The organism is Roseibium sp. JB4-4 (assembly GCF_055693425.1).
On record NZ_CM146333.1, the window covers coordinates 370,017 to 395,599 of the forward strand.

The following is a 25,583-nucleotide window of genomic DNA, read 5'->3' on the forward strand; positions in this document are numbered from 1 at the left end:
ATGGTCTTCAGTTCATTGGAATTCATGTATCTGTTCATGCCGCCGGTTCTTGTCGGCTACCTTTTGCTGCGGCATTGGGGTTGGGAAAACGGCATCGTATGGTGGCTTACCATCGCATCACTCGTGTTTTATGCGTGGTGGACACCCATATACCTGCCCCTCCTTCTGGGGTCCGTGGTCATCAACTACGGATTTCACCGCATCCTGAGGCAGATCCGCGACAAGTTCATCCTGATTGCCGGCATTTGTTTCAACCTGGCACTCATCGCGGTGTTCAAATATGCCGACTTCTTTATCGGCAATGCGAACTTGATGTCCGGCGCGGATATTCCACTGTTGCATCTTGCGCTGCCGCTCGCGATTTCGTTCTTCACCTTCCAGCAGATTTCCTTTCTGGTTGATACCTACAAGGGCGAAATCTCTGAATGTGACTTTCCACGCTACATGCTGTTTGTCGTTTTCTTTCCACAGCTGATCGCCGGTCCGATCGTCATGCAGAAGGAAACGATCCCGCAGTTCAAACTGCCGGTCTTCCGCAACAAACTGGTCTTGAACCTCGCGGTTGGCGGCACGCTGTTCGCTATTGGGTTGTTCAAGAAGATTGTTCTTGCAGACGGCATTGCACCTTACGCCAATGGCGTATTCAACCTTGCGGAAACAACCGGCGGTGTGCCCTTCGAAGCGGCCTGGATCGGTGCACTGGCCTATACGTTCCAGCTCTATTTCGATTTTTCGGGATATTGCGACATGGCACTGGGCCTTGCCAGAATGTTCGGGATTCGTCTCCCGGTGAATTTCAACTCCCCTTACAAGGCGACCAGCATCTCCGACTTCTGGCGTCGTTGGCACATCACGCTTTCCCATTTCCTGCGGGATTACCTCTATATTCCACTTGGCGGAAACCGTTCTGGTCCGGTGCGTCGTTATGCCAATCTCATGATCACTATGCTGCTTGGCGGACTGTGGCACGGTGCCAGCTGGACATTTGTCTTCTGGGGCGGCCTTCACGGAGCCTATCTTGCTATCAATCACGGCTGGTCTGCACTGTCAGAAAAGGGCTATGTACCGAATGTGCTGCCTCGGCCAGTCGGTCTCTTTCTTTCCCGAGCGCTTACCTTGCTGGCCGTTGTCGTCGCCTGGGTGTTCTTCCGTGCGGAAAGCTTTGCAGGTGCCACGAATATTCTTCACGGTATGACCGGGTTGTCGACGGTCTACGAACCCAAGCTGTGGGAAGGTCTGGTAACAGGAACTGCACCGATTTGGGCCGGTCTGATCTGTCTCGCAGCGATAGTGTTTCTGCTCCCGAATTCCATCGAATTCACGGAAAAGTACAACCCTATTCTCGGCCTCAAGAAGTTTGCCGCTCAGCGACGCAGCGAAGGGTTTTTTCCGGTGCGCTGGCAACCAAACGCCGGGTGGGCTGCTGCGGTCTCCATTCTGTTCGGTGTTGCTCTCATCCAGACCTATCGTTTGGCTGAAATGACCGAATTCATCTACTTCAACTTCTGATGGAGCAAGACATGCGAATTTGCTTATTGTTCCCGTTGATCCTGATGTTCTGTTGTCCTACTTGGGCAGCAGAACCTTATAAGGGTTCAGCAGCCGACAAGCTCGTCCTCCCCGCTCAAGGGATAAGCGTTGACCTGAAGTCTGGAGAGGTATCGAGAAAAGGCGTCTCCGGCCAGTGTCTTGAACAAGTGTCACAAGCAGGTCACCATCAACTGGTTGCTGAGAAAATGCCTGGTGATGATGCGCCGGCAGTCACGTTGAACAAGATCCCCGTCACATGGATCAGCACCGTTGCTGGCGAGGCCCGATTGGGCAGCCTCAAGCTTTCAAGAGGCGGCTCTCTGTTTGCACTTCGCAAATGGAAAACCGGTGATAAGCAGACGGAGTTGCTGCAAGACGGTCAGGTTGTGCTGACCTGGAAACGTGGCTCTGCAGTCAAGTTGCTCCAGGTCCGGACCGGAGATGTGGCTGTTCTTGAAGAGCGGACAGACCAGGCGACGAAACTTTTCCGATATCGCCGGAACTCAAACGGTGACATTACGACCGACCGGGAAGAGCTTGTGGACTTCGGGAGTTGCAAGCCCGGTCGATTGCGTCTCAAGGACAATATTCTTTGGTCCTGGCTTGACTGTGATGGTGACGATCGCAAAGGCATCTACCGAATTTCGCTGCAATCAGGCGAGATTGGATTGCCAGTAATTTCCGATCCCGATGCGGACTTTGTAACGATGCCCAAGGCATTCAAGCTGAGCGAGGGGGAAACTGTCGCTGTCGTAGATGGTACATCTGCTGCCAAATACTTTCACTTTGCTCTGAATGGCCTCCTGCTTTCGCAAACAGGCGAAGTGAGAGCGTGTTCGTCTGATGCGGAAGGCCTGCAAAGCTGGAATCAAAGTTATCGGCTGAGAGCGTTGGCGACCCTTTATGCCAAGACAGGTGCATCTGTTTTTTCCGACTTGGCTCGCAAGTCGATCCGCTTGAGCCTTTCAGCAAGCGACGGCAAGACCGGGCGCGCAGGATCCAACAATCCTTCTTGCGGCTGGAGTTCAACGATTTATGGCTCAGAGCCGGGTAAACGGCTCAGTCTCATGATCAATCAGGCCATGATTTCAAATGCTCTTTCTGCCAGCTGCGACCTACTTGGGTCTGCCTGTCCAACACATCTTGCTTACCGGATAACCGCAGCTTCCATGTGCCTCGTAAAACACTTCGAACCTCAAATGGACGCAGAAACCGGCCTTTACAGGATCGACGAGAATGACGGGTTCCGTTTTGCAGGTTCCGTCGCACCCTGGAATTGGCAAATTGCCTTTGCCGAGGTTCTGGACCGTATCAACGATGATGCCCTGCAATTGCGCGCCCATGAGATCGCGATGCTGTACCTGAATTCCTGGAAATCCACCTCGAACGGGGCGTTATGGCGATATTGGCCTGATGCCTATTATCGGGAAAAGGGCTTGGATGATGAGCAATTTCGAAAACAACGGTTTGAAGACACCGGCCATGCCGGCATTAGTCTGCTGAGCCTTGGCCGGCTTGTGGATCAAGATCTGATAGACGGTAAAGGCTCGGTCGGAGATCGTCTTGATTATCTGCTGTCATTCGGCACGGACACGCCTCGCGACCTTGACGGCAAAGGCCCGCGCTCCGGTCGATGGTTTCCATCCGGTGGTTGGGCGAACTTTGCAACCGACCGTTTCAAGGCAGCGATGAAGAGCCCGGTGCCTGGCGCGCGCTCCGCCGACGCTCTCTACGCTTATGTGGCGCTTTTCGACCCTGATGAGCCGTTTCACCTGACAGTGGACATCTTCGTTTGTGCCGATATTTGCCGGCGGGAACGGCAACTTACCTATGAGAGTTGGCAGTCTTATCTGACCGAGAATCCCTTCTTTCAACTTCGACAATCAGAGGCACGGAGTGAAAGTGAAATCACGCCTGGGGAATTTTTCAAAAAATCGAATTTTTATAAACCATGAGCAGGCATGATCCCCAGAGCCCTCCCAAGGTTGCGGGCTCGAAGACGGCGGAGCGAAGGACGAAAACCATGCGCACCTGGATTAAACAGATGAGCCAAGATGCAACATTCTGGCTGGTTCTGATCTTCATCTCCGCTTCCGCCATCGCGGCTTACGTGCTTGCGGTTGATTTCGGGCAAAAGACGCGAACAGCGGACCTGTCAGCGGCGGCAAAGGCACAGTCTGATCTTCTGACCGCAACCCGGTCGTTTTATTCCCGGGAAGTCATCGACAAACTCTATTCATCTGACGTCAGCGTCAGTCATGAGTATCACGACAAGGAACTGACGATACCTGCCCCGGTGTCCATGACACTGGCCCTTGAGGAGGAGCTCAGCCGCCAGGGGTCGGAAAGCACAATAAGGATGCTCTCCGAATATCCGTGGCCCTGGCGCACCGGACGTCAACTGGATGATTTTGAAAGAGAAGCGCTGAAGGCGCTGCAGGAAAATCCGGATCAACCCTTTCAACGGCTCGAACAGAGGGACTTCGGCGCAGTTTTCCGGAGTGCCACGGCAGTGCGCATGGAAGGAAGCTGCGTTGCCTGTCACAACACACATCCTCAATCGCCCAAACAGGACTGGGAAATTGATGACATTCGAGGATTACAGGAAGTCGTCATACCGGCGAGCGCTCTATTTGGAACAGGTTTCACGTCCATCAACAATTTGATGTTCATGCTTGCAGTTGCATTTGTTGCCGCCGTCGCGTTGACACTTGTGCTCTCAAATCAACGACAGCGGGCAACCAAGCGTCTTTCGGACATGGCGACCGCAGAAAGGAGAAAAACGAAGCCCTCGTTGCGGCTACCCGTCGTGCAGAGGCCGGTGAAGCACAGGTCAGTGCAATTCTTGAGACCATGCTGGAAGGCGTTCTTTCTATCGGGACCGATGGCAAGATCCTGAGTGTAAACCCGGCGGCCTGTGAGATGTTCGGAGCAAAGCAACCTGCGGAACTTGTCGACCTGAAAATCTGCGATCTTCTACCCGACACCGAAAACTCCGACCTTCCATTTGAATGCTGCAACAAGGGCACACAGCCCCTTGAGATTGCTGCAGCCGGAATGCGTTTTGAATCAATTGGCAAACGCATGGACGGGCGCGAAACGCCGGTAGAGTTGTCTCTTACCAAGTCCAGATCCGGTTCTGCGAACATCTACACGGCAATCCTCAGAGACCTGACGGCTCAAAAGGCAGCAGCCGAGAAGCTGAAGCAGGCTGAAACCCGGCTCGTCGATGCAATCGAGTCTCTTCCAGATGGCTTCGTTCTCTATGATGCCGATGATCTCCTTGTTTTGTGCAACAGCAAATACAAGGAATTCTACAACAGAAGCGCGGATCTGATCGAGCCAGGCAAGAAGTTCGAAGACATTATCCGAGGCGGCGCGAAGCGCGGTCAATATCAAGTGTCCGACCATGTGCTAGAGGAATGGGTTGCCTTGCGCATGGAACGTCATCGTAACCCTGGCGCACCCATGGAGCAGCATCTGGATGATGGACGATGGCTTCGCGTGATTGAATCGCGTACCAGCGAAGGTGGTCTTGTCGGATTTCGTGTCGACATAACAGAACTCAAAAAACGCGAAGAAGAACTAAGGCGCAGTCAGGACCTTCTGCGCAACGTCGTGGATGCTTCCTTCGATGGCGTGATCGTCATGAACGGCGAAGGCATTGTCCTGGATTTCAGTCCGGCAGCCGAGGACGTATTCGGTTGGTCGGCTAATGACATCATTGGTCAAAAGATGTCCGACTACATCATTCCAGAAAAATACAGACAGATGCATGATTCCGGACTGGAACGTTTTCTGGAGACAGGAGAAGGCCCGGTTCTCGGCAAAAGAATCGAAATTGAAGGACTTCACAAAGAGGGTCACGAAATCATCGTGGAACTGGCCATACGCAATACCAAAGGAGCCGAAGGGCCTTTGTTCCTGGGATATGTGCGCGACATCACCGAACGAAAGGCTGCCGATGCCGCTTTGAGGGACGCCAAGGAAAAGGCCGAGGCTGCGAATGAGGCTAAAGCGAAGTTCCTGGCCATGATGAGCCATGAGATTCGCACACCCATGAACGGAGTGCTCGGTATTTTGAGCTTGTTGCGGGATACCGATCTTGATCCGTCACAGAAAACCTATGTCAAAACCGCAAGAGAATCTGGGCGCTCACTGCTGGAGCTCATCAACGATATTCTCGACTTCTCCAAGCTTGAAGCCGGACGCATGGAACTGGAGCATGCCCCCTTCCGCCTGAACACGTTGGTCAAGAGCGTTATGGATCTTTTCAAACCGATTGCTCAGGACAAGGGATTGGGACTGTTCCTGAACTATCCAGAAGATGTGCCGGTTCTTGTGGTTGGCGACGCTGGCCGCCTTCGGCAGGTTGTTTTGAACCTCGTCTCGAATGCGATCAAGTTTACCGAAATAGGTTCAGTTGAGGTGACTGTCGAAATTGCTTCAGACGATGTGCGTCGCCCGACTTTCCGCTTTTCTGTCAAAGACACAGGCATCGGAATTCCGAAAGACAAGCACGAAAGCCTCTTTGCTGAATTTGTCACCGTCGACAGCAGCTATACCAAAAAACAGGGTGGCACGGGCCTAGGGTTGGCGATCTGCAATCAGATTACCCAGTTGATGGGCGGTGAATTGACGTTAGAAAGTCTGCCGGGGGCCGGCAGCACTTTCCACTTCGCTATTCCAATAGAACTTGCTGATGATCAGACGGCCATTGACGAGACTTCTTATGAAAATCCAGAAACAGACTTTCCCGAGGGGCTGGTCATACTGCTGGCAGAAGACAATGCGACAAATCAGATTGTTGTCAGTCACACGCTGGAAAATGCAGGGTGCGACATAGACATTGCCAACAACGGCAAGGAAGCCGTGCAAGCCGCACAAAAACGGGACTATGACTGCATCTTGATGGATATCTCGATGCCCGAAATGGATGGTCTGGAAGCAAGCAAACTGATCAAGAGCGGGCGCCGAAACGCCAACACCCCCATCGTTGCCTTGACCGCTTATTCTCTCAGGGGTGATCGCGAGCGGTTCATAGCGGCCGGGATGACGGACTTTCTGGCCAAGCCCGTCGAGAAAGAAGACTTGCTCGCCTGCATTTCATCAAATGTCGGTCCGCGTGGAGATCAGGGAGCTGATGATATTCAAGGCAACGATGAAAGTAGTCTGTCGGCTGCCCGTGAAATTCTGAGCACCATGCCTGAAGAACTGCAAAAGAAGCTTCTCACCCAATTCATAGAGGATACTTCCAAGCGACGTGAAGCTGCGAAACTGGCTGTCGAGAATGATGATTTGGAGAAACTTGAACGCGCGACCCACGCGCTCAAGAGTGTTGCTGGAACCTTTGGTGCAGGCGATCTGACAAACATTGCCGCGGCAATCAACACCCTCGCACGAGACAACAAGTCATCAGCTGCCATGTCCAGGTTGGATGAACTGGAAGAAACATGTGACAGAACGTTAGGGGAAGTGAAAGCTTTAGCTGACGAAATGGGCATCACTTTATCCATTTGAAAGCTATTTGTGTCCCGTTCGCCCGGAGGAGTGTGAGTTGAAAGTTCTGATCGTAGAAGATGCACTCCCGTTGGCCACTGTCTATGGCCATCAACTGTCTCGAGCCGGTATTGACACGCTACATGTCGAAACCGGTCGGGATGCCATAGACCGATTGCGCAAGGGCGGTATCAGCGTTGTCCTTCTGGATCTGCAGTTACCGGACATGAACGGACATGATGTCCTGACTATGATTGGTGACGAACAATTGCCCGTCACAGTGGTTGTCGTGACCAGTTCAGGCTCGATCAAGACGGCTGTCGAGGCGATGCAGGCTGGAGCCTACGACTTTTTGGTCAAACCCGTCGCCGAAGAAAGATTGGTAACGACGACACGCAATGCGCTTGAGCGTGAAACGCTAACCGAAGTCGTCGAAGAAGTCCGGAAGCCAACGACCCAGAAAACCAATCACGGGTTTGTCGGCTCATCCCTGCCCATGACGGCTGTCTACAAGATGATCGAGAGTGTTGCCCGCTCAAACGCATCTGTTTTCATCACCGGTGAAAGCGGAACTGGCAAGGAAGTTTGTGCCGAGGCCATCCACAAGTCCAGCCCACGTTCCAAAAGGCCTTTCGTACCACTCAATTGCGCTGCAATTCCCAAGGATCTTATCGAGTCCGAGATTTTCGGCCATGTTAAAGGGGCGTTCACCGGCGCGACCTCAGACCGGGATGGTGCCGCGGCAAGGGCTGATGGCGGAACGTTGTTTCTGGATGAAATCTGCGAGCTGGAACTGAACCTCCAGGCGAAACTTCTTCGGTTCTTACAGAGCGGTACGGTGCAGAAAGTCGGTAGCGACACGCTGAAGAAGGTTGATGTGCGGATTGTCTGTGCAACAAACAGAGATCCATTGGAAGAGGTCGAAGCAGGCCGCTTTCGTGAAGATCTTTACTACCGGCTTCACGTGTTGCCGATCGGTCTGCCTCCGCTTCGTGCAAGAGGCGCAGACATATTGGAACTCGCTCGTCATTTCCTGCTGCAGTTTGGCAAGGAAGAACAGAAGGCATTCGAGGGATTTTCGGTCGAAGCGGAAGAAATGCTCATGGGTCATTCCTGGCCCGGGAATGTTCGAGAAATGCAGAACACGATACGCAACCTCGTTGTTTTGAACGAGGGACCGATCGTCGAAGCCGATATGTTGTCTACGTTGGCTGGCCGCGTTCCCAATACTGCTCGTGAGACTGTCGTCGTTCCTCGTCAGGCACCACAATTGCTAAACCGGTCCTTTACTGCAGAAAACGGCGTAACCGGCGATTGGCCGAATATCACGCTTTTGCTCGGGCAGTCCTACGAAACTCTTGAGCGGCAGCTTATAGAAGCAACAATTGATGCTTGTGGCGGTAGTTTGCCGAAAACGGCTCGAGTTCTTGAGGTCAGTCCGTCAACGCTCTACAGGAAGAAGGAAATATGGGCAGCTCAGGAAGATGAGGAAACTCAGTCCCTTGCAAATGATGGCGAAGGTTCAGTCTCCCAGGAAATGGAGAACTGACTGTCGGTTGACTGTCAGTTCCCGTTTAGCCGTTGATTGCTAGTCTTCAAGATACATTTCCGCCAGACCGATTGCAGCGACGTGTGAGGCAATTGGAGTTTTTCCGCTCAGCATCGACCGTTTGACTTCTTTGCGAGGAACAGTCAGCAATGTCGACGTTTCCAGATCTCCCGAGTTTGCCTCACTCAATTTGATTACGTGACTGGCAATGAAGACATGCGATTTGGCGATCTTCTGATTGCCGTGGAGCACCATTGTGGGGGCCGCAACCCATTTTCCTCCACCGTAACCAGTCTCTTCAAGCAATTCCCGTCGCGCCGAAAATTCAGGGTCTTCACAGGCATCAATTTGACCGCCAGGCAAAGTGAGACATGTCTCCCCCACTCCGTGTTTGTACTGCTTCAGGATGAGTACTTCATTTTGTTCCGTGACAGCATAGATGCTGGCAAACGACGGCAGATCGATCTGATAGTAGTCGTCCACGATGCGGCTGTCCGGCAGACTGATCGTCTGGCGTAGCACGCGAAGGCGGTCGCCGGCTTCAAAGACCTTTCGGCTGTCCAGTATCGACCAACCGGTCATGTCGCGGGTTTTGGACTGCAAGGCACGCATCTCAGGCCTCCTCGAGAATGGAAGTCGGTAGCTTGCAGAGGTATTCGTGTCCGGACATACAGCGTTTTTCGTAGCTCAAAAGTTGACTGACGTCGCAGGGACCACCAACGACCGTGCTGATGTCTGCACCGGAAAATGAGCTGTGCAATGGCCGGGCAAAGCTGCTGACGGAGCGATGCTTGAGATAAGCAATCAATCGCGCTGATTTGTGCCGCTTGATGAGATGATTGCGAACGATCGAGCTGTTGAATGTGCCCGGCATGATCAATAGGCTGTGGTCTGTATCCCTATAGACTTCATAGTTCGGGAAACGGGCACTGAACTCGTCCAAAATGACCGTCAGTTCACCGCGCTCGCTTTCCCAGATCCTGTAATTCTCGATTTGCCTGGCAGTGCTGTTGGTGCCCGCAAGGCAAATACGGAGTGATGCCGGACCGCATTCTATTGTTGGCGTTCTCTTGGCTGGATAATTGCTTTGCTGCACAACTTTCGCAACGAATTCGAAGAGATCGTCGGAAAAGTCATGCTCATGCCTGATCATGACTTCGTTTTGAGACCAGAGTTCCGCGCCGGAGTTGGCAAAGACGCCGGTCAATGACCTGATAAGCCTTTCAGGTAAGCGCAGCAAAACATCGTTGTAGCTGGATCGGCTCAGCAGATAACAAGGACGCAACTTTGCGAAATCATCGAGATAGTTTGCCAGGCCGTACTCTAAGTGCGCTTGATCGTTTCTTACCAGCGCGTCCAAATCCAAAAGAAAGACATCATTCAGTCGGTTTGCGGTGCCTGTGACCGGTCCGGACACACGGCCGACTGGGGCGAATACTGGTTTCGGAAACATGTTTGCTTCTCCTCTAGAAAGGGTTTGTTGAAGCAGTTGCAAGGACTTCGCCAGTTATTGGATTGGAAAAAATATTCCCAAAAGCTAAATAAAAACAATTAGGTAAGCTGTACTTGGCATTTGTCTATTATGGTCGTATGACTTTTGACTTTGCGAAACGGCAATTGCGTCATCTGAATTTGCAAAGCACGAACTGCCTGCATGCATTTGCGGTGCTCTTTATAAATACGCGTGTGTATGGCGGCTGTGGAACAAGACCGATTTATCGATCGGTACTGACGTCTGAACTCGGCTGCCCTTAAAAGTTTTCAATTTGCGCAAAATCGAATTCGTATTTTTTGATTTTCGGAAGTGCCAACATTAATTCAATCATCTTGAAAAAATATAACTATCTGTTTTTAATAATGAAAATAGGATTCGCTCGAATTGGCACGGTCCTTGTTCTCTGTATCCCAGAACGATGTTTCCAGGAGAAAACAGATGAACATGTATATCGGCAACCTCAACACAGCTCAGAAAATCGACACCCTCCCTTTCAGCATTGCAGAGCCAAAAGCTTCGATCAGTGTAATTGGGCTTGGTTATGTCGGTGCGGTATCCCTCGCCTGTCTCAGCTCTCTCGGACACCGTGTTGTTGGTGCCGATATCGACCAGAAGAAAGTCGACTCAATAGCCTGGGGCAATAGCCCAATTCATGAAGACCGCCTCTCCGAACTCTTGACGCGCGGTGTTTCTGAAGACCTCCTGTCTGCAACGACCAACCTTCAAAGAGCTGTTCGTGAAACGGATGTAACCTTCGTGTCCGTTGGCACGCCGACCAGCAAGGACGGTGGCTGTGATACGCGAGCGATCGAGGCAGTTGCAAAAGGGATTGGTGAAGCACTCGCTGACAAAACCGCGTTTCATGTGGTGGTTCTTCGGTGTTCGGTTCCACCTGGCACCACACTGGACATCATGAAGCCGATCATCGAACGGCATTCAGGCAAGGTTGCCGGCATTGACTTTGGAATAGGATTCAATCCGGAGTTCTTGCGGGAAGGCACGGCAGTCGCAGACTTTCATGAGCCGCCCAAAACTGTGATTGGGGTTACGGATACCAAGACCGCAGAGGTTCTTTCGAAAATCTACGAGCCGGTCGACACGTCCCCTATTGTGACAACCGTTGAAGTCGCCGAGCTGGTGAAATACGTCGACAACGTCTGGCATGCTGCAAAAGTCTGTTTCGCAAACGAAGTTGGCCGGCTTTGCAAACCAATGGGCATCGACAGTCACGCCGTCATGGACATTTTCGTTCAGGATACGAAGCTCAACCTTTCTCCTTACTACCTGAAGCCGGGATTTGCTTTTGGCGGTTCCTGCCTTCCCAAGGAGGTCCGGGCAGTCAGTCACCTGGCCGACAAACTTGGAGTCGACCTGCCAATGATTGATGCGTTGATGCCGTCCAACCAGAAACAAATCGACCAAGCGGTGGATCTTGTTGAACGAAGCGGTGCGAAAAAGGTTGCGATCCTGGGCGTTGCTTTCAAGCCGGGCACTGACGACCTGAGGGAAAGCCCGGCACTTGAGGTAATTGCGGAACTCAAGAACAGAGGCGTCGAAGTCACTGCTTTTGATCCTGCAATTCAGCCGGGACCGCATATCAAGCAGCAATTCGACTACATGCAATATGCAGCTCCTCACCTTAAGGACGTCGTTGAAGACCTGCCGAAATTCTTGAAAGAGGCTGCCGCAGAAGCAGTCGAACAAGCTGATGCGATCATCGTATCGCAAAAAATTCCAGGTCTTCGGAGTGTGCTGGAGTCCAAAAAAGACGACGCGGTGATTGTGGACCTTGTCCGCATTTCAGCTCCGCTCCCTGCCTCTTCCAATTACACGGGAATTGGTTGGTAGGACCGCACACTCCCATCCGCTCCCTTTCGCCCCATCGCCCACCTAAGAAAGGGAGCGGATACTCTTTGCCAGGCCAAGCGCCTGGCAAAGCTGTCATCACATTGGCTTGCGGTTTCACGAGGTCCAATTGGTCAGGACCGCTCTTCAATGACCGGGATTCACCAATAGATCGGCTTTCCAATCGCTGAAACGCACCGAGAAGATCCCTTGATGGACGTCAGAGGTGTTTCCGTCAGGGATTGCCCAAGCCAACCGAATGGATATTGCAGCTTGAATGGCGCAGCCACATCCTCTTCGGTAATCGGTTCGAAGCCGACCCGAGAATAGAATTTCGGATCACCGTAGGTCAAAGCAACCTCAACACCGGCTTGTGCGAGTGTTTCTAGACCAAAGCTTATGAGACTTTGACCAATCCCCTCACCTTGGTGTGCGGTTGCAACCGCGACAGGCCCTAGCACGAATACATCGCGCTCATCCTGGTCGAAGACCATCCGGGAGAACATGATAGCAGCGACGACTTCTTCTTTGTGAACGGCATAGAACGTATGGAGGTCATCCGAGGCAGTTTCCTGCATGAGATCACGCGACAGTCGCCCGATCAGTTCGCCTTCTTCAGCCCCTTCTGCTTCTGCAAAAACGTTGCCGAAGAGTTTGCAAATGTCGCTTTCGCGGCCGCTCGCGTTTACTAAAAACTCCACAGGAAGCCCTCTGCTCAGGTCATACCAAGTTGCTGCAATCGAACCGGTTCAAAATAAATATCAGTCGAGTCCGCAGATTTGAATTTTGCCTAAAGTCCTCGGGTACCGCAATCAGGACGGGATATCTTAAGCCATGTATCCAGCAAGAGACCAATATCGAAGGTTGTGAATTGGAATTCGAGGCCAATGAGGTCTCGTTTACACCATCAGGATATCCAAACTTCCGGGTTGATCATGTGAATGGGCTTGTTTTCCGCATATGCGACGATCTGATCGAAAATATCAGAAAACTGAAGGTTGAATTCATCTTCGGTGACGTAGCCTATATGTGGCGTTGGCAATACGTTTGGTGAGGTCAAAAGCGGATTGCCGATATCCGTCAGCGGTTCATTGTCAAAGACGTCAACTGCCGCAAAGATGCGGCCTTTGGCAATCTCGGTTTCCAGATTGCCCGGTGCGATAAGGCCTGATCTGGACGTGTTGACCAGAAGCGAGCGCGGTTTCATGGATGCCAGATCTTGCTCTGTAATGATCCCGCGTGTTTCAGGTTTCAGCCTGACATGCAGGCTAACGATATCCGACGTTGAAAAAAAGATTTCCCGACTTTCTGCGAGTTGAACACCGTCAGTCCTAGCCCGCTCTCTGCCATTCTCGGACGACCACCATTGAACATTCATGCCAATGGCTTGCGCATAAGTGGCGACCGCCTTTGCTATACGCCCATACCCATAAAGCCCAAGCGTGCGACCGCGCAGGGTTCGACCAACGCCCATTTGCCAGTTTCCACGGCGTATGGAAGCAACCTGTTCCGGAATTTGGCGAAAGCTTGAAAGCATCACGGCCAACGTCAGTTCCGCCGCGGCATAAGACGGGGTGTCTGAATGCATGTTGGAGCAAAGAAGCACGCCATTTTGTGTGCATGCGGAGACATCGATATGTGGGTAAACGCTTCGCTGGGAGATTAGTTTCAAGTTCGGGAGCTTGTTTAGAAGCTCCTCGGTAATCCTGGTTCTCTCGCGGAAGAGCACTAGACAGTCAGCCTCTTGAAGACGGTCAGCGAGGATTGAGGCGTTTTCAACATGATCGGTCCAGACAGTGACGTCATGGCCGTCAAGTTTGTCAAAACAGGGCAAGCTGCTCAGTGTGTCAAACCAGTCATCAAGAATATGTACTTTCATCGACTTTCCACGCCGCCTCCTGCAACAAGGGTTCTTGGAGTGGGAACAAACACCTCGGAGCTCATGGCATGCAGCGCTCTTGTCACCTGCATTCGTTTGGACAAAAGAACGTTGTACTGAAGGTCGCAACCGGCAACAGGCGTTGGGTAGTTCTTGATTTCATCGGTAATCTGTTGTCGCGCGATCTGAAGTTCAAGTGTTGCAGCCTCGATATGTGCATCGTATTCGGTCTTCATGTTGTGCACCCGTTTGAGGAACTCGATGATTGGCAATTTCGTCAGTTTCGCGACCAGACAGTTGCCGGCACAAACACCTCACCTGTCGCCAGTTTGCGCGCGGTTCTGAGCAATCCCGCCGACTTGACGTTGAATCGCCCCTGCTGAATTTCGTAGTCTATCAGCACTTCCATTTTGCCCATCGGATGCTCAAGCTGCAATGTTGCTGGTGTGGCCGGTCGTTCAGTGAGGAGCCTTTCGCCGACCGTGCCGGGAGCTAACAGACAGGAAGCCAGGCACTGGGATCCGGTGACAGCCAAAGTGGGGTGGCAGTTCCAGGGCATGAAGTAGCGTACTGATGCCGTTCCGCCGTGCTTTGGTTCCGACAGCAATCCGAATTTCGGCGTCACGGATTTTCGGACATCTCCAAGACCCATGCGCTCCCCGGCAATCAGCCGGACGGCTTCCATCTTCTCAAAAAGGCCAGTGTTCTTGTCGATATCTTCCGCGCTTTCTTCGCCGGTCAGGCCGAAGTCACGGGCGAGACCGATGACCATAGGCATGGCAACATCCATGCAAGTTACCGGGACCTCATTGATGATTTCCTGTGTATGCCCTGTCGGGAACAAGGCTCCGGTCAGGCTTCCTTCCACCTTCATGAATTGAAGCTGGATCGGAGCTGCGGTACCCGGAACACCGTCGATTGCAGCATCGCCGTCGTACTGAACGACGCCACCGGGGGTTTGCACGATTTCGGAAACAAGCATTCCTGTATTGACGGCTCTGATCTTTACTTCTGTCACGTCGCCACTCGGATCCACCAGGCCCATTTCGATTGCTGCAGGGCCGACACCCACCAGAATATTTCCGCAGGAGGGTCTGAAATCGACCAGCTCTTCTTCAACACCAACCTGTGCGAAAAAATAGTCGACATCTGCCCAATCGTCCTCGGATTTTGACAGCATGGCAACCTTGGTCGTGACGGCCGTGCCTCCTCCAATCCCATCGATGTTGAATGGGTGTCCGGACCCAACAATTGAGGTCAGCACTTTCGACAGGACATCCAGATCCTGTGGCAGGTCGCTTCGCTTGAGGTAAGGCCCGCGCGAAGAACCGCCGCGCATGAAAATGAAAGGGGTAGATGTCTGGATCATTCGGCCGTCTCCCTGATCAGATCAACTGCATTGGCCGGTTGCACCGGAGTGTCGACTGGTCGTCTTCACGTCAGTGGCCATGGAAGTTTTGCGAAGGACTGCAATAGGCCCGGCGGGAAATCGCGGTTTAAAAGCCAGGCCATGCAGCACATGAATGCAATGCCGCAGGCGCCGTAGGTGGCGGCGTAAGCAAAGCTGCGTTTTGCGCGATAGTGGATGAAGGCAACCAGGAAAACGGCAAGTGCGAGAATGAAACCAATGAGGGAAGTCAGGATCAGCAGGCCGGCGAACCATGCCAGCGTGCTCCAAAGCCCGTGTCGGTTGTCTTCCGAATTGCCTGCTTCACTGTCGCAGAAGAGCGCGTGACTTTCGCTCGCACCGCGCATCTGAAACAGCAAAATGATGCATCCGAGGATTGAGACCAGCCCGATGAATTGCGGGAATACCCTGTCTGCTGACGCGTAATCCGGGATCAGCGATGCATTGGTGAAGGCAAATGCGAGATAACCAAGGATGGCCATCAGGAAGATAAGAGGCGCGCGCTTCGTGCCAGTCGCAACATCACCTTCGGCGCGGATATTCTTCGATTGGCGCAATCCGACCACGACGGACACGATCGTCACCAGAATAAGAATGATCACGATGGGCGAGAATATATATTCCATGCCTTCCGCAAACCCTTTGCGGAACCTCGAACTGGCAATTTGCACTGCCTGGTTGGCATAGGTTTCCGCAGGGTTGGAGAGCACAAAGCCAATCAGGAACGCCGGCCGTGACCAGTCGAAACGCCGCATCAGGATGCCGAGAAGACCTATGGCGAAAAGCGCGACCAGATCCATCAGGTTCTGACCTGACTGGAACGCGGCGAACGAAATGATCATGAACAGGAATGGGGCAAGCAAAGCGAAGGGAATGGTGGTCAATCGTGCTATGCCACCGGATCCCAGAATGCAGATGACCGTGCCGACTACATTTGCCAGAGCCAGAAGCCAGACAATCGCGTAGGTGACGTCAAGATTGTTCTTCAGCATCGAGGGGCCTACCTCGATCTGACCTGAGCCGAGCAATGCAACGGCACCGATGAAAACCGCCATTGATCCCGATCCGGGTATTCCGAAGAGCAATGTCGGCACCAGACCGCCGCCTTCCTTGGCGTTGTTGGAGCTTTCCGGTCCGATGACCCCCCTCACATCACCGTTGCCGAATTTTGATTTGTCTTTGGACGTCTGGACGGTGTGGCCATAGGCGATCCAATCAACCACGGAACCGCCGAGCCCCGGGATGACGCCGACCGTGACGCCTATGAGAGAGCAGCGCACGCTGAGCCAGATATTGGCAAACCAGTCACGCACGCCGTGCAGCCAGCCGCCGCCGAGCATTGAGCGCTCGGAAATCGCGCGGTCCTGGCGAAGAAGAGCAACAATTTCCGGGATGGCGAAAATACCGAGGCCAACGATGACGAGTTTCAGGCCATCAGTGAGATAGGGCATGTCATACGTGGCCATGCGCAGGGCACCGGCGCTGTCGCCTTCGCCGATCGTGCCAACCATCAAACCTAGGCCAGCGGCGACGATGCCTTTGATGGCAACCTGTCCGGCCAGAATGCCGACCATCGACAGACCAAACAATGTGATCATCAACAACTCAGGTGTGCGAAATTCAAGCACAATGGGCCTTGCAACCAGAATGAAAACCGTGAGGAACGCGGCGCCAACCAGACCGCCGAACAGGGACGATGCAAAGGCTGCAGACAGGGCGCGCGCTGCTTCGCCCTTTTTCGCAAGTGGAAAACCGTCAAGGACTGTTGCCTGAGACGCAGAAGATCCGGGGATGCCCATAAGCACGGAGGCAAACGTATCGGATGTCGGCACAACCGCGACCATGCCAATCATCAGCGCAAGGCCAAGAACTGGGTCCATGCCGAACATGAAGGGCAGCAGCAGCGACAAGCCGGCAATGCCCCCCAGCCCAGGAAAGACACCGATGCATAAGCCCATTACCACGCCAAGGGCGAGGTATCCGAGAACTGCTGGCTGAAAGATCATCGCTGAGGCCTGGGCGAGCGCCGGCATAGCGGTACCGAGAATGTCCACTGGATCGTCTCTGATTTGAAAGAAATTCTGGAGTGCCCGTCCGGTCAAGTCCGGGCGGGCCGAGGGTCCGTTCGGCCTATTTCAGCGAGACGCCGTAGCGCTCTTGCAACCAGCCAACGACAAATTCCTTGGCGCTATCTGGAACTTCCGTCGCGCTCTTCAGAGCCCCGTCCGCTTCTGCACCGGTCATTTGCGGATATTTTCCGAGGCGACCCGACGATATTTCAGCGAAATCTCCACGTGCCTTGACGGCTTCGAAGGCTTTTGAATAGGTGTCGATGGCGTCCTGAGAAGCGCCGTTTGGAAGAAACACCATTTTCTGAGCCGGGAAGCCAGCAATGAAGAAGGCTTTCCAGGCATCCCACTTGGCACCAGACGTTTCGCAACCATCTGTCGCTTCACAGACTTCCTTGAAAGTCGGCATATCCGGAAAAGTTGGATCGCGGACAATGTTGCCTTCTGCGTCCAATGCACCCCAGCTCATCATCGGGACAGCAGTTCCGGCTTCAACCAATGGTGTAACGCCTTTCAGATAGGAAGAAGACGTCTGGTAGTCGATATTCGCTTCACCGCGTTCAAACATAAGCCGTCCGTCGCCTCGGCCTTTGATGCCGAAGACAGGCTCCACGTTCAAACCGAGCATTTCCCACGCCAGCAAAGGCACAAGATCAAGCCGCGTTGCTCCCTGAGAGCCGTAGATGAAGTCCGTTTCACGAAGCGCACCGGCATCGTTGCCATTCATTTTATCGGCTAGGTCCGGGGGGAGATAGGCTACACCGCCCGTTCCTGATGCAAGGACAACGTTCCAATCCTTGTACTCGTAGCGGACCCGGGGGTCACCGAGCAGATAGGGAAATTGCGTCGAACCGGAGGATCCGAAAATCACAGTGCCTTCGCTGTCGCCGAATTTCTGGTTCTGGAACCAGTTGGCACCCTTTGTGGAACCGGCACCCGGCATAAATTTGACAACGACCGTCGGGGTGCCTGGCAGCGCTTCACTCAACAAGGGGGCGTAGAAGTTTGCCCATTTTGCCGATCCTCCTGTCTCGGAGAACGGGATTACCCATTCTACAGTTTTCCCTGACAGATCAAGATCTTCGGCAATTGCTTGCGCTGGCACCATAGTACCAGCTGCGCACATGACACTCAGCGCGAGCTTGCGCGCTAGATTTTTAAGAACCATTTTCTCCTCCCAATGGCGCAGTCAATCTGGTTTGAACTGCTGCGCGTTCAGACCGCCCTAAAGGCGGCTTGATGCATCCAGATTTCCCTGCGAAGCTTGCAGCAAGCTTTCATCGAAAAGAAAAAATATGCGGATCGCGTTGGTCGAAGATAATGTGAGCCTCGCCAAAGGCATAGCCTACCAATTAAGGGATGCGGGGCACTCTGTGGACATTCTCCATGATGGAGAGGATGCCGAGTTCTTCCTGAAACAGGAAGATGGAGACTTGATCATTCTTGATATCAATTTGCCAGGCAAGAGCGGACTAGAGCTCCTGGCTGAACTTCGAGAGCGGGAAGACCCCCGTCCCGTCATCCTGTTGACTGCACGTTCTGAAACACAGGACAGGGTCCTGGGGCTTGACGCGGGCGCGGATGACTATCTCGTCAAGCCATTTGAGATGGAAGAGCTCGCTGCCCGCATTCGCGCGCTTGGCCGGCGCAAAGCAACGGCGCCTCGGCAACTGGCAAATATCGGTACGCTCAAGTTCGATATAGGCTCAATGCAGCTCTTCGATCGGGACGAGGTTCTGGAAGTTCCGAGAAGAGAGCTTGCGTTACTTGCCGCGCTCCTGAACGCCAATGGCCGCACCGTCTCTAAAGCCAGCCTGCTCGACCAGCTTTATGGAGCCGGAAGCGAAACCGATGAAAAGGTCATCGAGGTTTATGTTTCAAGACTTCGCAAAAGGCTGAGCCCGCACGGTGTCAATATCCACGTTCACAGAGGTATCGGCTATTCCCTGAACAGGACCACATCATGAAGAGGTCTTATTCTCTTCGCATCCGCCTAACCCTTATCATTCTCATTCCCCTCCTCTTCGTTGCCGGTGCAGCGAGTTTCTGGCAGTTGAACAACGCACGCCTTACCGCCGGGGATGTTTTCGACCGTAGCTTGCAATCGGCTGCTCTTGCCGTATCCAATGACGTTGCTCTTTCCAGCGGTGATGCGCTTGGGATCGAAACGCGCAAGATCCTTGCCGACACGTCCGGTGGGCGCGTTTACTATCATGTCTATGCACCCGACGGCGTCATCGTAGCCGGATATGCGACACCACCAGCAGGCATTCCGAGCGCGGCAGACGGAGATCTCAATGCCGTTTATTTCAACGGCGTTTATCTGGGGCGTGAAGTCCGCGGTTATCGCATGCGTACTCATATGCAAGTGGATGGCTTTAGCGGGATCTTCACTACGACCGTCTGGCAGGATGTCAAGATCCGCTCCACCTTTGTTCGTGCGCTGATTTTAAGGTCCCTGATTGTCATTTCGTCGATTATTCTGTCGCTTACTCTTATCGTTTGGTTCGGCGTCAGGATCGGGCTGCGGCCTTTGAACGATTTGCAACAAGCAATTGACCTTAGATCCGGCGATGAGCTGAAACCTATCCAACGCGCGGTTCCAGTGGAAGTTAAGGGTATTGTTTGGACACTTAACCGGCTGCTTGGGCAGGTTTCCGATGCCATGGCGACGCAAGGTGAATTCATTTCAAATGCGGCCCATCAACTTCGAAATCCCCTGGCCGGCGTGCTCGCGCTGGCCGAGTCGGTCCGCTCGGCAAGATCAGAAGTTGCCATGCGGGAGCGGGCTGACGATCTCGTAAAGGCGGCCAAGGAAACAAGCCAGCTTGCGCAAAAACTCCTGACCTACGAGCGTACGAAGTCGATCAGCCCGGCTTCGGAAAAGGAGCACTTTTCATTGCGGGACCTGATCGCCGAACTTGTCTCGGAATTTCAATCAATGCCGCATCGGGGCGTTGAGTTAGAAGCTTCACCAGGCAACGAAATCCTGGAAATCACCGCAGACAGGACGATGGTGCGGGAAGCGGTTGCCAATCTGATTAACAATGCGTTGAAGCATGGCGGGCCAAAACTCTCAAAGATATCGGTTTCTTGCGAAAGGAACGAAGGTTTCCTTTCTATCTTTGTCGAGGACGATGGCAGAGGATTGAACCCGGAAGAAATCCAGACCGCGTTGCAGCGCTTCGGTCAGGTGTCTGCAAATAGTGACGGCAGCGGCCTTGGGTTGCCAATTGTGTCGCGGGTTGCTGAACGGCATGGCGGATCATTGGAACTGACAGCGAGACAGCCAGGACTAACGGCTCAAATTTCGCTGCCAGCCAGCCCTTCCGGCAAAAGATAGTTTGAGCCCTTACATGGCTGGCTTGCGCTGCGCATCCCTGATCAGTGCAGCCAATCGATAGAACCCGTGGACCATCTTTGTATATGGCGTGAGGAGGAAGAAACTCAGAACGGAACCCAAGTGAACTGCGAGGAGCAGCGGCATCAGACTTGTGCTACCCAGAGCGTAGAGCAGCAGTCCGCTCAACGCGACCAGAAATAGAAGGGCGACAAAAGCCATTTCTCCACCCCATGCGGAAGGTGCACCCAGGTTCCTATCCGCTTTCAACTTCAAGCCCATCAGCCAAAGGGATCCCGCGACCATGAAAATACCGCCGGGTATTCCAAGAAGTTTCGGTAGGGACCAGATCGGATAAGGTGCGGGTACATCAAATACGTAGTGCAGGATGGTCGCGACCGAAGTTGAGGCGAAGCAGAGCAGAAAACCGTACATGATTGCCTGGTGGGCAAATCGGCGGGATTGGCTGAACCTGTCTTCCTCTTCAAAATTGCATCCATCGCCGTGACCGCCTGCCAGATTTTTCATTCTACCGGCTGAACCAAAAGCCTCGACGATATGCGAGAACTGCACAGGTTCTCCGTCCGTTGCGCGCCAGTATCGGCGCATGCTGATGGCGAGGCTGAAAAGGGGAAACAGGAAGGCAGGAAGAAAGATCGAGACCATGGCCGAATGGGACAGGACAGCATAGAACCCTTCACCGTCAGCCGATCCAAGCGCGCGTATAGTCAGAAAAAGGACGGCGAAGCAAAGAACGGACGCAAGGGCAATCATCAAACCGCTGTTTTGGAAATGTTTCGCGAACGCCCTGGGCCACGCGAAGCGATCCCAGCTGTCCTGACGCACCTCTGCCAGGGCCTTGGGTAGGTTCAGATCAAATTCGTGCGGGGACGTATACTGACAAGCGTAGTAACAACCGCGGCAGTTGTGACACAGATTGGCCAATTGGGTGAGGTTGCCGTCACTGAAAAAACGTTCGCTGTGAAGTGCAGGAAAGACGGAGCAATAGCCTTCGCAATAGCGGCAGGCGTTGCAAATCTCGGCCTGGCGCCGGGCTTCCTGTAAGAAATCAGTTTGCATAATTTGCTGCCTCCCTGCCCGCGATCCGGCCAAAGACGGTTCCAATGGTCATGCCAAACCCAGCAAGATAGCCTTGTCCCAAAATTGAGCCGGCCATTGTTTCTCCAGCTGCCCACAAATTGTGAATAGGCCCCTGCCTGGTGCTGCATTGGGCGTTTTCATCCACCTTCAAACCGAGATAGGTAAAAGTCACGCCGGTTCTCAGGCTGTACCCATAGAACGGTGGTTCATCTATCGGGCGTGCCCAGTTGGTTTTGGCGGGGGTCAGACCGGAAGTTGCGACACCATCAAGTTCGGTCGGGTGGAAACGTGAGGTGTTTCCACAAGCCTGGTTGAAATTTGCAACCGTGTGCAGAAGTTTGCCCGGTGGCAGATCCATTTGTTCTGCAAGTTCTTCCAAACTGTCGGCTTTGATCGGCGGGAAAACCGATGGCATGAAGAGCTCAAGCGATTTGGCATCGATGATGACATACCCGACCTGATCAGGCTGTTGAGCAATCAACCTGCCCCAGATTGCATAACGCTTGGGCCAGACGTCTTCCCCCTCGTCAAAAAAACGCTCCGCATCTCTATTGACCACAATGGAGAACGGCACACAGTCCAATCGGGTCACGATGCCACCATCGAATTTTGGTGAGCGTCCATCGATGGCGACGGCATGGCACTGAGTTGGATCGCCGACGGAGCTGACCCCCTGGTCCAGAAGGTCTGCGAGGACGACACCTCGGTTATAAGGTGTTCCGCGGATCAGGAAGTTTTTCGCCGGCGGCCCCCAGGCGCGGGTCAGCCAGTCGGTATCCGCCTGAAACCCGCCAGAAGCGACGACGACTGCTTTCGGCTCCAGCCTTTTTTCTTCTCCCTCATGCGTGAAGTCCACATACTCGATCCTGTCGTCAACCAGTTCAAGATGAGTGACATGGGCCTCATAGTAGACTTTCACGCCCAAACTCTCAGCCCTGCGGTAGTAGGCGTTGACGAGGGATTTTCCTCCTCCCATGAAAAACGCATTTGTCCGGCCAAGCGAAAGGGTGCCGGAGAGTGAAGGCTGAAAGTGCACGCCATGATCCTGCATCCAGGTCAGGCACTCTTGTGAGGTTCGGATGGTAAGACGGGCCAATCCCTCATCCGTCTTGCCTCCGGTGACCTTCAAAAGATCGTTGAAATACTCTTCTTCGCAATAGTCGTCGACAAGAGGCCCGTGGGGCCCTTTGTGCATACAGCGAAAATTTCGTGTGTGCCTGGAGTTGCCACCACGATAAGACTTGGGTGCAGTCTCAAGGACAAAGACACTTGCCCCTTGTTCCGCCGCAGTCATCGCTGCGCAGAGAGCTGCGTTGCCGCCGCCTATTACGACGATGTCGATGTCAGATGTCATGGGGTGCTTCCTCTCGAGTGTCGTCTATCAGGCACCCTATTGATTTGACCAATGATCATTTTTGAATAATTGTTGCGTAATGCGCATTAAATTCGACTTCAGCGATCTTGAAGTTTTTCTGGCGGTTTTGGAAACTGGCTCATTCCATCATGCGGCTGATCGATTGAACCTTTCACAATCAGCAGTTACCCGACGGGTTCAAAAGTTGGAAAAGGCACTTGGGTCAGTGCTTTTTGAACGCACGACCCGGGCGGTGCGGCCGACACTTGCTGCCAAGAGGTTGCAGGCTAGAGCCGCGGATATGCTGGTTACAGCAGCGGATACCACCCGTGCAATGCGCGATGAGAGCGTTGCCTTTGCTCATCAGCGCAGCACGTTGATAACGGTTGCCGCCATCCCGACTGTGATCCCGAATTTTGTACTGCCTGCCATTCGAGCGTTTGAGGAACAAGGCTTTTCGCCGCGATTTCGCATCTTTGACGCGGCGGCCAACGAAGTCTCGGAAGCTGTCTCTCAAGGTGATGCGGACTTTGGGGTCTGTTCCATAGGCGCGCTGGACCCAAACACGAATTTTGACCCTCTACTCGACGACGCCATTGTGCTTGCCCTGCCCGAAAATCATCACCTCGCGGAGCGGGAAGTCATCCGGTGGCGGGATATTGCAACGGAAAGGTTCATCCTTCCGGCACGCGGCACGGGAAACCGGGTGTTGATCGATGAAGCTTTGGCCAGTCGACGCTTGTCCGCTCAGTGGACCTTCGAGGTGGGACGGTCAACGACGGCTATGGAGCTGGTTCTTGGTGGGCTTGGCGTTGGGTTGTTGCCGCAATCGACCATCCGGTCTCATATGGGTCAGGACCTGACTTTCAAATCGATCGCGGATTTCGACGTCAGACGCGCGATCGGTCTTTTGACAAGAGCTGGTGTTTCAATCAGCGAGCCTGCCGAAGTTATGATGAACCTATTGCGCGCAGTGTTAGTGAATCCCAATGAGTCCGCAATTTGAAGACCTTGCGTGAGTTCGGCATTGGACCTTGCTGCCTTGACTATTTGCCGCACCCGCTCCTTTGGCATATCATCCCGTCTATGAGGAGACCGGCGCGATTCAACGCCGGATGTTATGGGAGGTTCAGAGCAACATGCCGGTGACGCACGAGCCCTGGCTCGTGGCGCTATCCCTTGTGATGGCCTTTCAGGGAAGCTTTGTCGGACTAAGCCTGGCGGTTCAAGTCAGGAACGCTGTCGATCCGCGTCGGCGGTTTCTTTTGGCCGGAGCGGCACTCACACTCGCCCTGGCCATCTGGTCCATGCACTTTGTCGGCATGCTTGCGGCGCGATTGCCGATAGCCGTCGACTTCCTCGTGCTGCCAACGCTGCTTTCGTTTCTTGTTTGTGTGCTTGTGGTTGGAATTGCGGTCTTTGCAGCCAGCAATTCGCGGCTGACTCCCTTAGGCTTGGACTTGCTGCTTTCGTGATGGGAAGCGGCATTTGTACGATGCATTACCTGGGTATGTATGCCCTTCATGAATCGCTCAACATGGCTCACGAACCGGCCTATGTGCTTGCAAGTTTTCTGGTCGCCTTTAACGCAGCAGGTCTGGCGATGTGGCTTCTATTCGGCCTTGGACGCCGTCCGCCGATCGTCTTTTCAGCTGCTGTGCTCGCGCTTGCAATTTCCGCCATGCACTACACTGCGATGACCGGTCTGACTTATGAAATGAAGCAGACGTTGGCCGGAACCGTCGGGCCTTCTTTCAGTCCAGGTGTTCTGGCGATTGTCGTGTGCTGTGTAGCGTTTCTCGTTTCGGGTCTCTTTTTGCTTGCCCTGGTTCCGGCGCAGGGTGCTGAACCCTCACTTGAGGAAGTGGAGACAGTTCAAGATACCTCTCTGCCAGACGAAACCGAGATTGCGAATGCGCAGTTTTCTGAAGAGCCTTCATCACAAAAGTCGCAACTTGTTCGAAGGAGCGCTGCCGGATTACAATCTGCAACAGTTGCGGCGCGGGCCCAGTCTGCACTGGCAAAACGAACGATCCCGATCGAGAAAGACGGACAGAAGAGCCAGATCGGCATAAAGGAAATCTACGCCATTCATGCTGATGCGCACTACACGCGGCTCTATGACGGGTCTCGCGAATTCTTCTGTCCTCTGTCCATCAGCGAAGCCGAACAACAGCTCGATCCCAAAACCTTCAACCGGGTCCACAGAAGTCATATTGTCAACATCAGCCGTGTGGCGAGTTACAAACGCGCTGGCGATGGTGGCGTTCTTGTTCTGGATGGAGAAGATGCACAAACTGTGCCCGTGAGCCGTTCTCGTTGGGGACGTGTCAAAGCCCGCCTGTCTTCATTGGCGGAAGCCGCAACAGAACACACTGCGGTCGCTCAGTAACTCGTCAATCCTCAGATATCGCCTACATTTGTGCAGTGCAATTTCCCTCGAAATTGTCGCCGTTCGTGCAGGCCTGCACGAACGGATGGTCAATTCCTCAATCGTTTATAGGAATAGTATTC

21 protein-coding genes are annotated in these 25,583 nt (G+C 53.5%); 11 read left to right on the forward strand and 10 right to left on the reverse strand.

The features are described 5' to 3' along the window. The 5 genes from ACZ1HV_RS01740 to ACZ1HV_RS01760 all read left to right on the forward strand — a co-directional run bounded on the left by ACZ1HV_RS01740 (position 1) and on the right by ACZ1HV_RS01760 (position 8,578). Positions 1-1,509 carry an MBOAT family O-acyltransferase gene (locus ACZ1HV_RS01740; RefSeq protein WP_472717124.1) on the forward strand — a complete coding sequence of 503 codons (1,509 nt, stop codon included), beginning with the start codon at positions 1-3 and terminating at the stop codon, positions 1,507-1,509. Positions 1,510-1,520: 11 nt separating this feature from the next. Further along, the gene (locus ACZ1HV_RS01745) at positions 1,521-3,485 is read left to right on the forward strand and encodes a hypothetical protein (RefSeq protein WP_472717125.1); all 1,965 of its coding nucleotides are present in this window, start codon (positions 1,521-1,523) and stop codon (positions 3,483-3,485) included. Between the two features lie 68 nt (positions 3,486-3,553). Next, positions 3,554-4,429: a Tll0287-like domain-containing protein gene (locus tag ACZ1HV_RS01750; protein WP_472717126.1), complete on the forward strand. Its 876-nt coding sequence runs from the start codon at positions 3,554-3,556 to the stop codon at positions 4,427-4,429. Then, entirely contained in the window at positions 4,384-7,050 is a 2,667-nt protein-coding gene (locus ACZ1HV_RS01755) for a PAS domain S-box protein (protein WP_472717127.1), read from the forward strand. The genes ACZ1HV_RS01750 and ACZ1HV_RS01755 overlap by 46 nt, the downstream gene beginning before the upstream one ends. Positions 7,051-7,087: 37 nt before the next feature. Continuing rightward, positions 7,088-8,578, forward strand: a complete 1,491-nt coding sequence (locus tag ACZ1HV_RS01760) for a sigma-54-dependent transcriptional regulator (RefSeq protein ID WP_472717128.1) — start codon at positions 7,088-7,090, stop codon at positions 8,576-8,578. A 39-nt stretch (positions 8,579-8,617) separates the two neighbouring features. Here ACZ1HV_RS01760 and ACZ1HV_RS01765 read toward each other — a convergent pair whose 3' ends face one another. Together ACZ1HV_RS01765 and ACZ1HV_RS01770 are read right to left on the reverse strand one after the other, a co-directional pair. Further along, the gene (locus tag ACZ1HV_RS01765) at positions 8,618-9,190 is read right to left on the reverse strand and encodes an NUDIX hydrolase (protein ID WP_472717129.1); all 573 of its coding nucleotides are present in this window, start codon (positions 9,188-9,190) and stop codon (positions 8,618-8,620) included. A 1-nt stretch (position 9,191) separates the two neighbouring features. Further along, positions 9,192-10,031: a hypothetical protein gene (locus tag ACZ1HV_RS01770; protein WP_472717130.1), complete on the reverse strand. Its 840-nt coding sequence runs from the start codon at positions 10,029-10,031 to the stop codon at positions 9,192-9,194. A 480-nt stretch (positions 10,032-10,511) separates the two neighbouring features. On the opposite strand from ACZ1HV_RS01770, the gene ACZ1HV_RS01775 reads away from it, so the two are divergent. Further along, positions 10,512-11,921: a nucleotide sugar dehydrogenase gene (locus ACZ1HV_RS01775; RefSeq protein WP_472717131.1), complete on the forward strand. Its 1,410-nt coding sequence runs from the start codon at positions 10,512-10,514 to the stop codon at positions 11,919-11,921. Between the two features lie 158 nt (positions 11,922-12,079). Here ACZ1HV_RS01775 and ACZ1HV_RS01780 read toward each other — a convergent pair whose 3' ends face one another. From ACZ1HV_RS01780 to ACZ1HV_RS01805, 6 genes are all read right to left on the reverse strand, one after another. Then, positions 12,080-12,619 (reverse strand): GNAT family N-acetyltransferase, encoded by a 540-nt coding sequence (locus ACZ1HV_RS01780; RefSeq protein WP_472717132.1) that lies wholly within the window; start codon positions 12,617-12,619, stop codon positions 12,080-12,082. 206 nt (positions 12,620-12,825) lie between these two features. Further along, the gene (locus ACZ1HV_RS01785) at positions 12,826-13,797 is read right to left on the reverse strand and encodes a D-2-hydroxyacid dehydrogenase family protein (RefSeq protein ID WP_472717133.1); all 972 of its coding nucleotides are present in this window, start codon (positions 13,795-13,797) and stop codon (positions 12,826-12,828) included. After that, positions 13,794-14,033, reverse strand: a complete 240-nt coding sequence (locus ACZ1HV_RS01790; protein WP_472717134.1) for a hypothetical protein — start codon at positions 14,031-14,033, stop codon at positions 13,794-13,796. Before ACZ1HV_RS01790 ends, ACZ1HV_RS01785 begins: the two co-directional genes overlap by 4 nt. Positions 14,034-14,074: 41 nt before the next feature. Then, positions 14,075-15,166 carry a 4-oxalomesaconate tautomerase gene (locus ACZ1HV_RS01795; RefSeq protein ID WP_472717135.1) on the reverse strand — a complete coding sequence of 364 codons (1,092 nt, stop codon included), beginning with the start codon at positions 15,164-15,166 and terminating at the stop codon, positions 14,075-14,077. A gap of 65 nt (positions 15,167-15,231) precedes the next feature. After that, the gene (locus ACZ1HV_RS01800) at positions 15,232-17,259 is read right to left on the reverse strand and encodes a tripartite tricarboxylate transporter permease (RefSeq protein WP_472717136.1); all 2,028 of its coding nucleotides are present in this window, start codon (positions 17,257-17,259) and stop codon (positions 15,232-15,234) included. Between the two features lie 76 nt (positions 17,260-17,335). Beyond that, positions 17,336-18,442: a tricarboxylate transporter gene (locus tag ACZ1HV_RS01805; protein ID WP_472717137.1), complete on the reverse strand. Its 1,107-nt coding sequence runs from the start codon at positions 18,440-18,442 to the stop codon at positions 17,336-17,338. Between the two features lie 127 nt (positions 18,443-18,569). On the opposite strand from ACZ1HV_RS01805, the gene ACZ1HV_RS01810 reads away from it, so the two are divergent. Beyond that, complete coding sequence (locus tag ACZ1HV_RS01810) at positions 18,570-19,241, forward strand: response regulator transcription factor (RefSeq protein WP_472717138.1); 672 nt, start codon at positions 18,570-18,572, stop codon at positions 19,239-19,241. Beyond that, the gene (locus ACZ1HV_RS01815) at positions 19,238-20,617 is read left to right on the forward strand and encodes a sensor histidine kinase (protein WP_472717139.1); all 1,380 of its coding nucleotides are present in this window, start codon (positions 19,238-19,240) and stop codon (positions 20,615-20,617) included. Before ACZ1HV_RS01810 ends, ACZ1HV_RS01815 begins: the two co-directional genes overlap by 4 nt. Before the next feature lie 9 nt (positions 20,618-20,626). Here ACZ1HV_RS01815 and tcuB read toward each other — a convergent pair whose 3' ends face one another. Both tcuB and tcuA read right to left on the reverse strand, forming a co-directional pair. Beyond that, complete coding sequence (gene tcuB / locus ACZ1HV_RS01820; protein ID WP_472717140.1) at positions 20,627-21,694, reverse strand: tricarballylate utilization 4Fe-4S protein TcuB; 1,068 nt, start codon at positions 21,692-21,694, stop codon at positions 20,627-20,629. Then, complete coding sequence (tcuA, locus tag ACZ1HV_RS01825; protein WP_472717141.1) at positions 21,684-23,069, reverse strand: FAD-dependent tricarballylate dehydrogenase TcuA; 1,386 nt, start codon at positions 23,067-23,069, stop codon at positions 21,684-21,686. Before tcuA ends, tcuB begins: the two co-directional genes overlap by 11 nt. Positions 23,070-23,148: 79 nt before the next feature. Between tcuA and ACZ1HV_RS01830 the strand changes: the two genes are divergently transcribed. From ACZ1HV_RS01830 to ACZ1HV_RS01840, 3 genes are all read left to right on the forward strand, one after another. Next, positions 23,149-24,075, forward strand: a complete 927-nt coding sequence (locus ACZ1HV_RS01830) for a LysR family transcriptional regulator (RefSeq protein ID WP_472717142.1) — start codon at positions 23,149-23,151, stop codon at positions 24,073-24,075. A 133-nt stretch (positions 24,076-24,208) separates the two neighbouring features. After that, positions 24,209-24,544 (forward strand): MHYT domain-containing protein, encoded by a 336-nt coding sequence (locus ACZ1HV_RS01835; protein ID WP_472717143.1) that lies wholly within the window; start codon positions 24,209-24,211, stop codon positions 24,542-24,544. Positions 24,545-24,564: 20 nt separating this feature from the next. Continuing rightward, positions 24,565-25,461 carry a LytTR family transcriptional regulator DNA-binding domain-containing protein gene (locus ACZ1HV_RS01840; protein WP_472717144.1) on the forward strand — a complete coding sequence of 299 codons (897 nt, stop codon included), beginning with the start codon at positions 24,565-24,567 and terminating at the stop codon, positions 25,459-25,461. Positions 25,462-25,583 lie beyond the last annotated feature (122 nt).

Excerpts from the sequence above, each read along its gene's own strand:
- tcuB (WP_472717140.1), bottom strand. The coding sequence starts at position 21,694 with ATGCAAACTGATTTCTTACAGGAAGCCCGGCGCCAGGCCGAGATTTGC.
- ACZ1HV_RS01755 (WP_472717127.1), top strand. The coding sequence starts at position 4,384 with ATGCTGGAAGGCGTTCTTTCTATCGGGACCGATGGCAAGATCCTGAGT.
- ACZ1HV_RS01740 (WP_472717124.1), top strand. The coding sequence starts at position 1 with ATGGTCTTCAGTTCATTGGAATTCATGTATCTGTTCATGCCGCCGGTT.
- ACZ1HV_RS01835 (WP_472717143.1), top strand. The coding sequence starts at position 24,209 with ATGCCGGTGACGCACGAGCCCTGGCTCGTGGCGCTATCCCTTGTGATG.
- ACZ1HV_RS01785 (WP_472717133.1), bottom strand. The coding sequence starts at position 13,797 with ATGAAAGTACATATTCTTGATGACTGGTTTGACACACTGAGCAGCTTG.
- ACZ1HV_RS01790 (WP_472717134.1), bottom strand. The coding sequence starts at position 14,033 with ATGAAGACCGAATACGATGCACATATCGAGGCTGCAACACTTGAACTT.
- ACZ1HV_RS01795 (WP_472717135.1), bottom strand. The coding sequence starts at position 15,166 with ATGATCCAGACATCTACCCCTTTCATTTTCATGCGCGGCGGTTCTTCG.
- ACZ1HV_RS01840 (WP_472717144.1), top strand. The coding sequence starts at position 24,565 with ATGCATTACCTGGGTATGTATGCCCTTCATGAATCGCTCAACATGGCT.
- ACZ1HV_RS01750 (WP_472717126.1), top strand. The coding sequence starts at position 3,554 with ATGCGCACCTGGATTAAACAGATGAGCCAAGATGCAACATTCTGGCTG.
- ACZ1HV_RS01815 (WP_472717139.1), top strand. The coding sequence starts at position 19,238 with ATGAAGAGGTCTTATTCTCTTCGCATCCGCCTAACCCTTATCATTCTC.
- ACZ1HV_RS01830 (WP_472717142.1), top strand. The coding sequence starts at position 23,149 with ATGCGCATTAAATTCGACTTCAGCGATCTTGAAGTTTTTCTGGCGGTT.
- ACZ1HV_RS01745 (WP_472717125.1), top strand. The coding sequence starts at position 1,521 with ATGCGAATTTGCTTATTGTTCCCGTTGATCCTGATGTTCTGTTGTCCT.
- tcuA (WP_472717141.1), bottom strand. The coding sequence starts at position 23,069 with ATGACATCTGACATCGACATCGTCGTAATAGGCGGCGGCAACGCAGCT.
- ACZ1HV_RS01765 (WP_472717129.1), bottom strand. The coding sequence starts at position 9,190 with ATGCGTGCCTTGCAGTCCAAAACCCGCGACATGACCGGTTGGTCGATA.
- ACZ1HV_RS01770 (WP_472717130.1), bottom strand. The coding sequence starts at position 10,031 with ATGTTTCCGAAACCAGTATTCGCCCCAGTCGGCCGTGTGTCCGGACCG.
- ACZ1HV_RS01805 (WP_472717137.1), bottom strand. The coding sequence starts at position 18,442 with ATGGTTCTTAAAAATCTAGCGCGCAAGCTCGCGCTGAGTGTCATGTGC.
- ACZ1HV_RS01810 (WP_472717138.1), top strand. The coding sequence starts at position 18,570 with ATGCGGATCGCGTTGGTCGAAGATAATGTGAGCCTCGCCAAAGGCATA.
- ACZ1HV_RS01775 (WP_472717131.1), top strand. The coding sequence starts at position 10,512 with ATGAACATGTATATCGGCAACCTCAACACAGCTCAGAAAATCGACACC.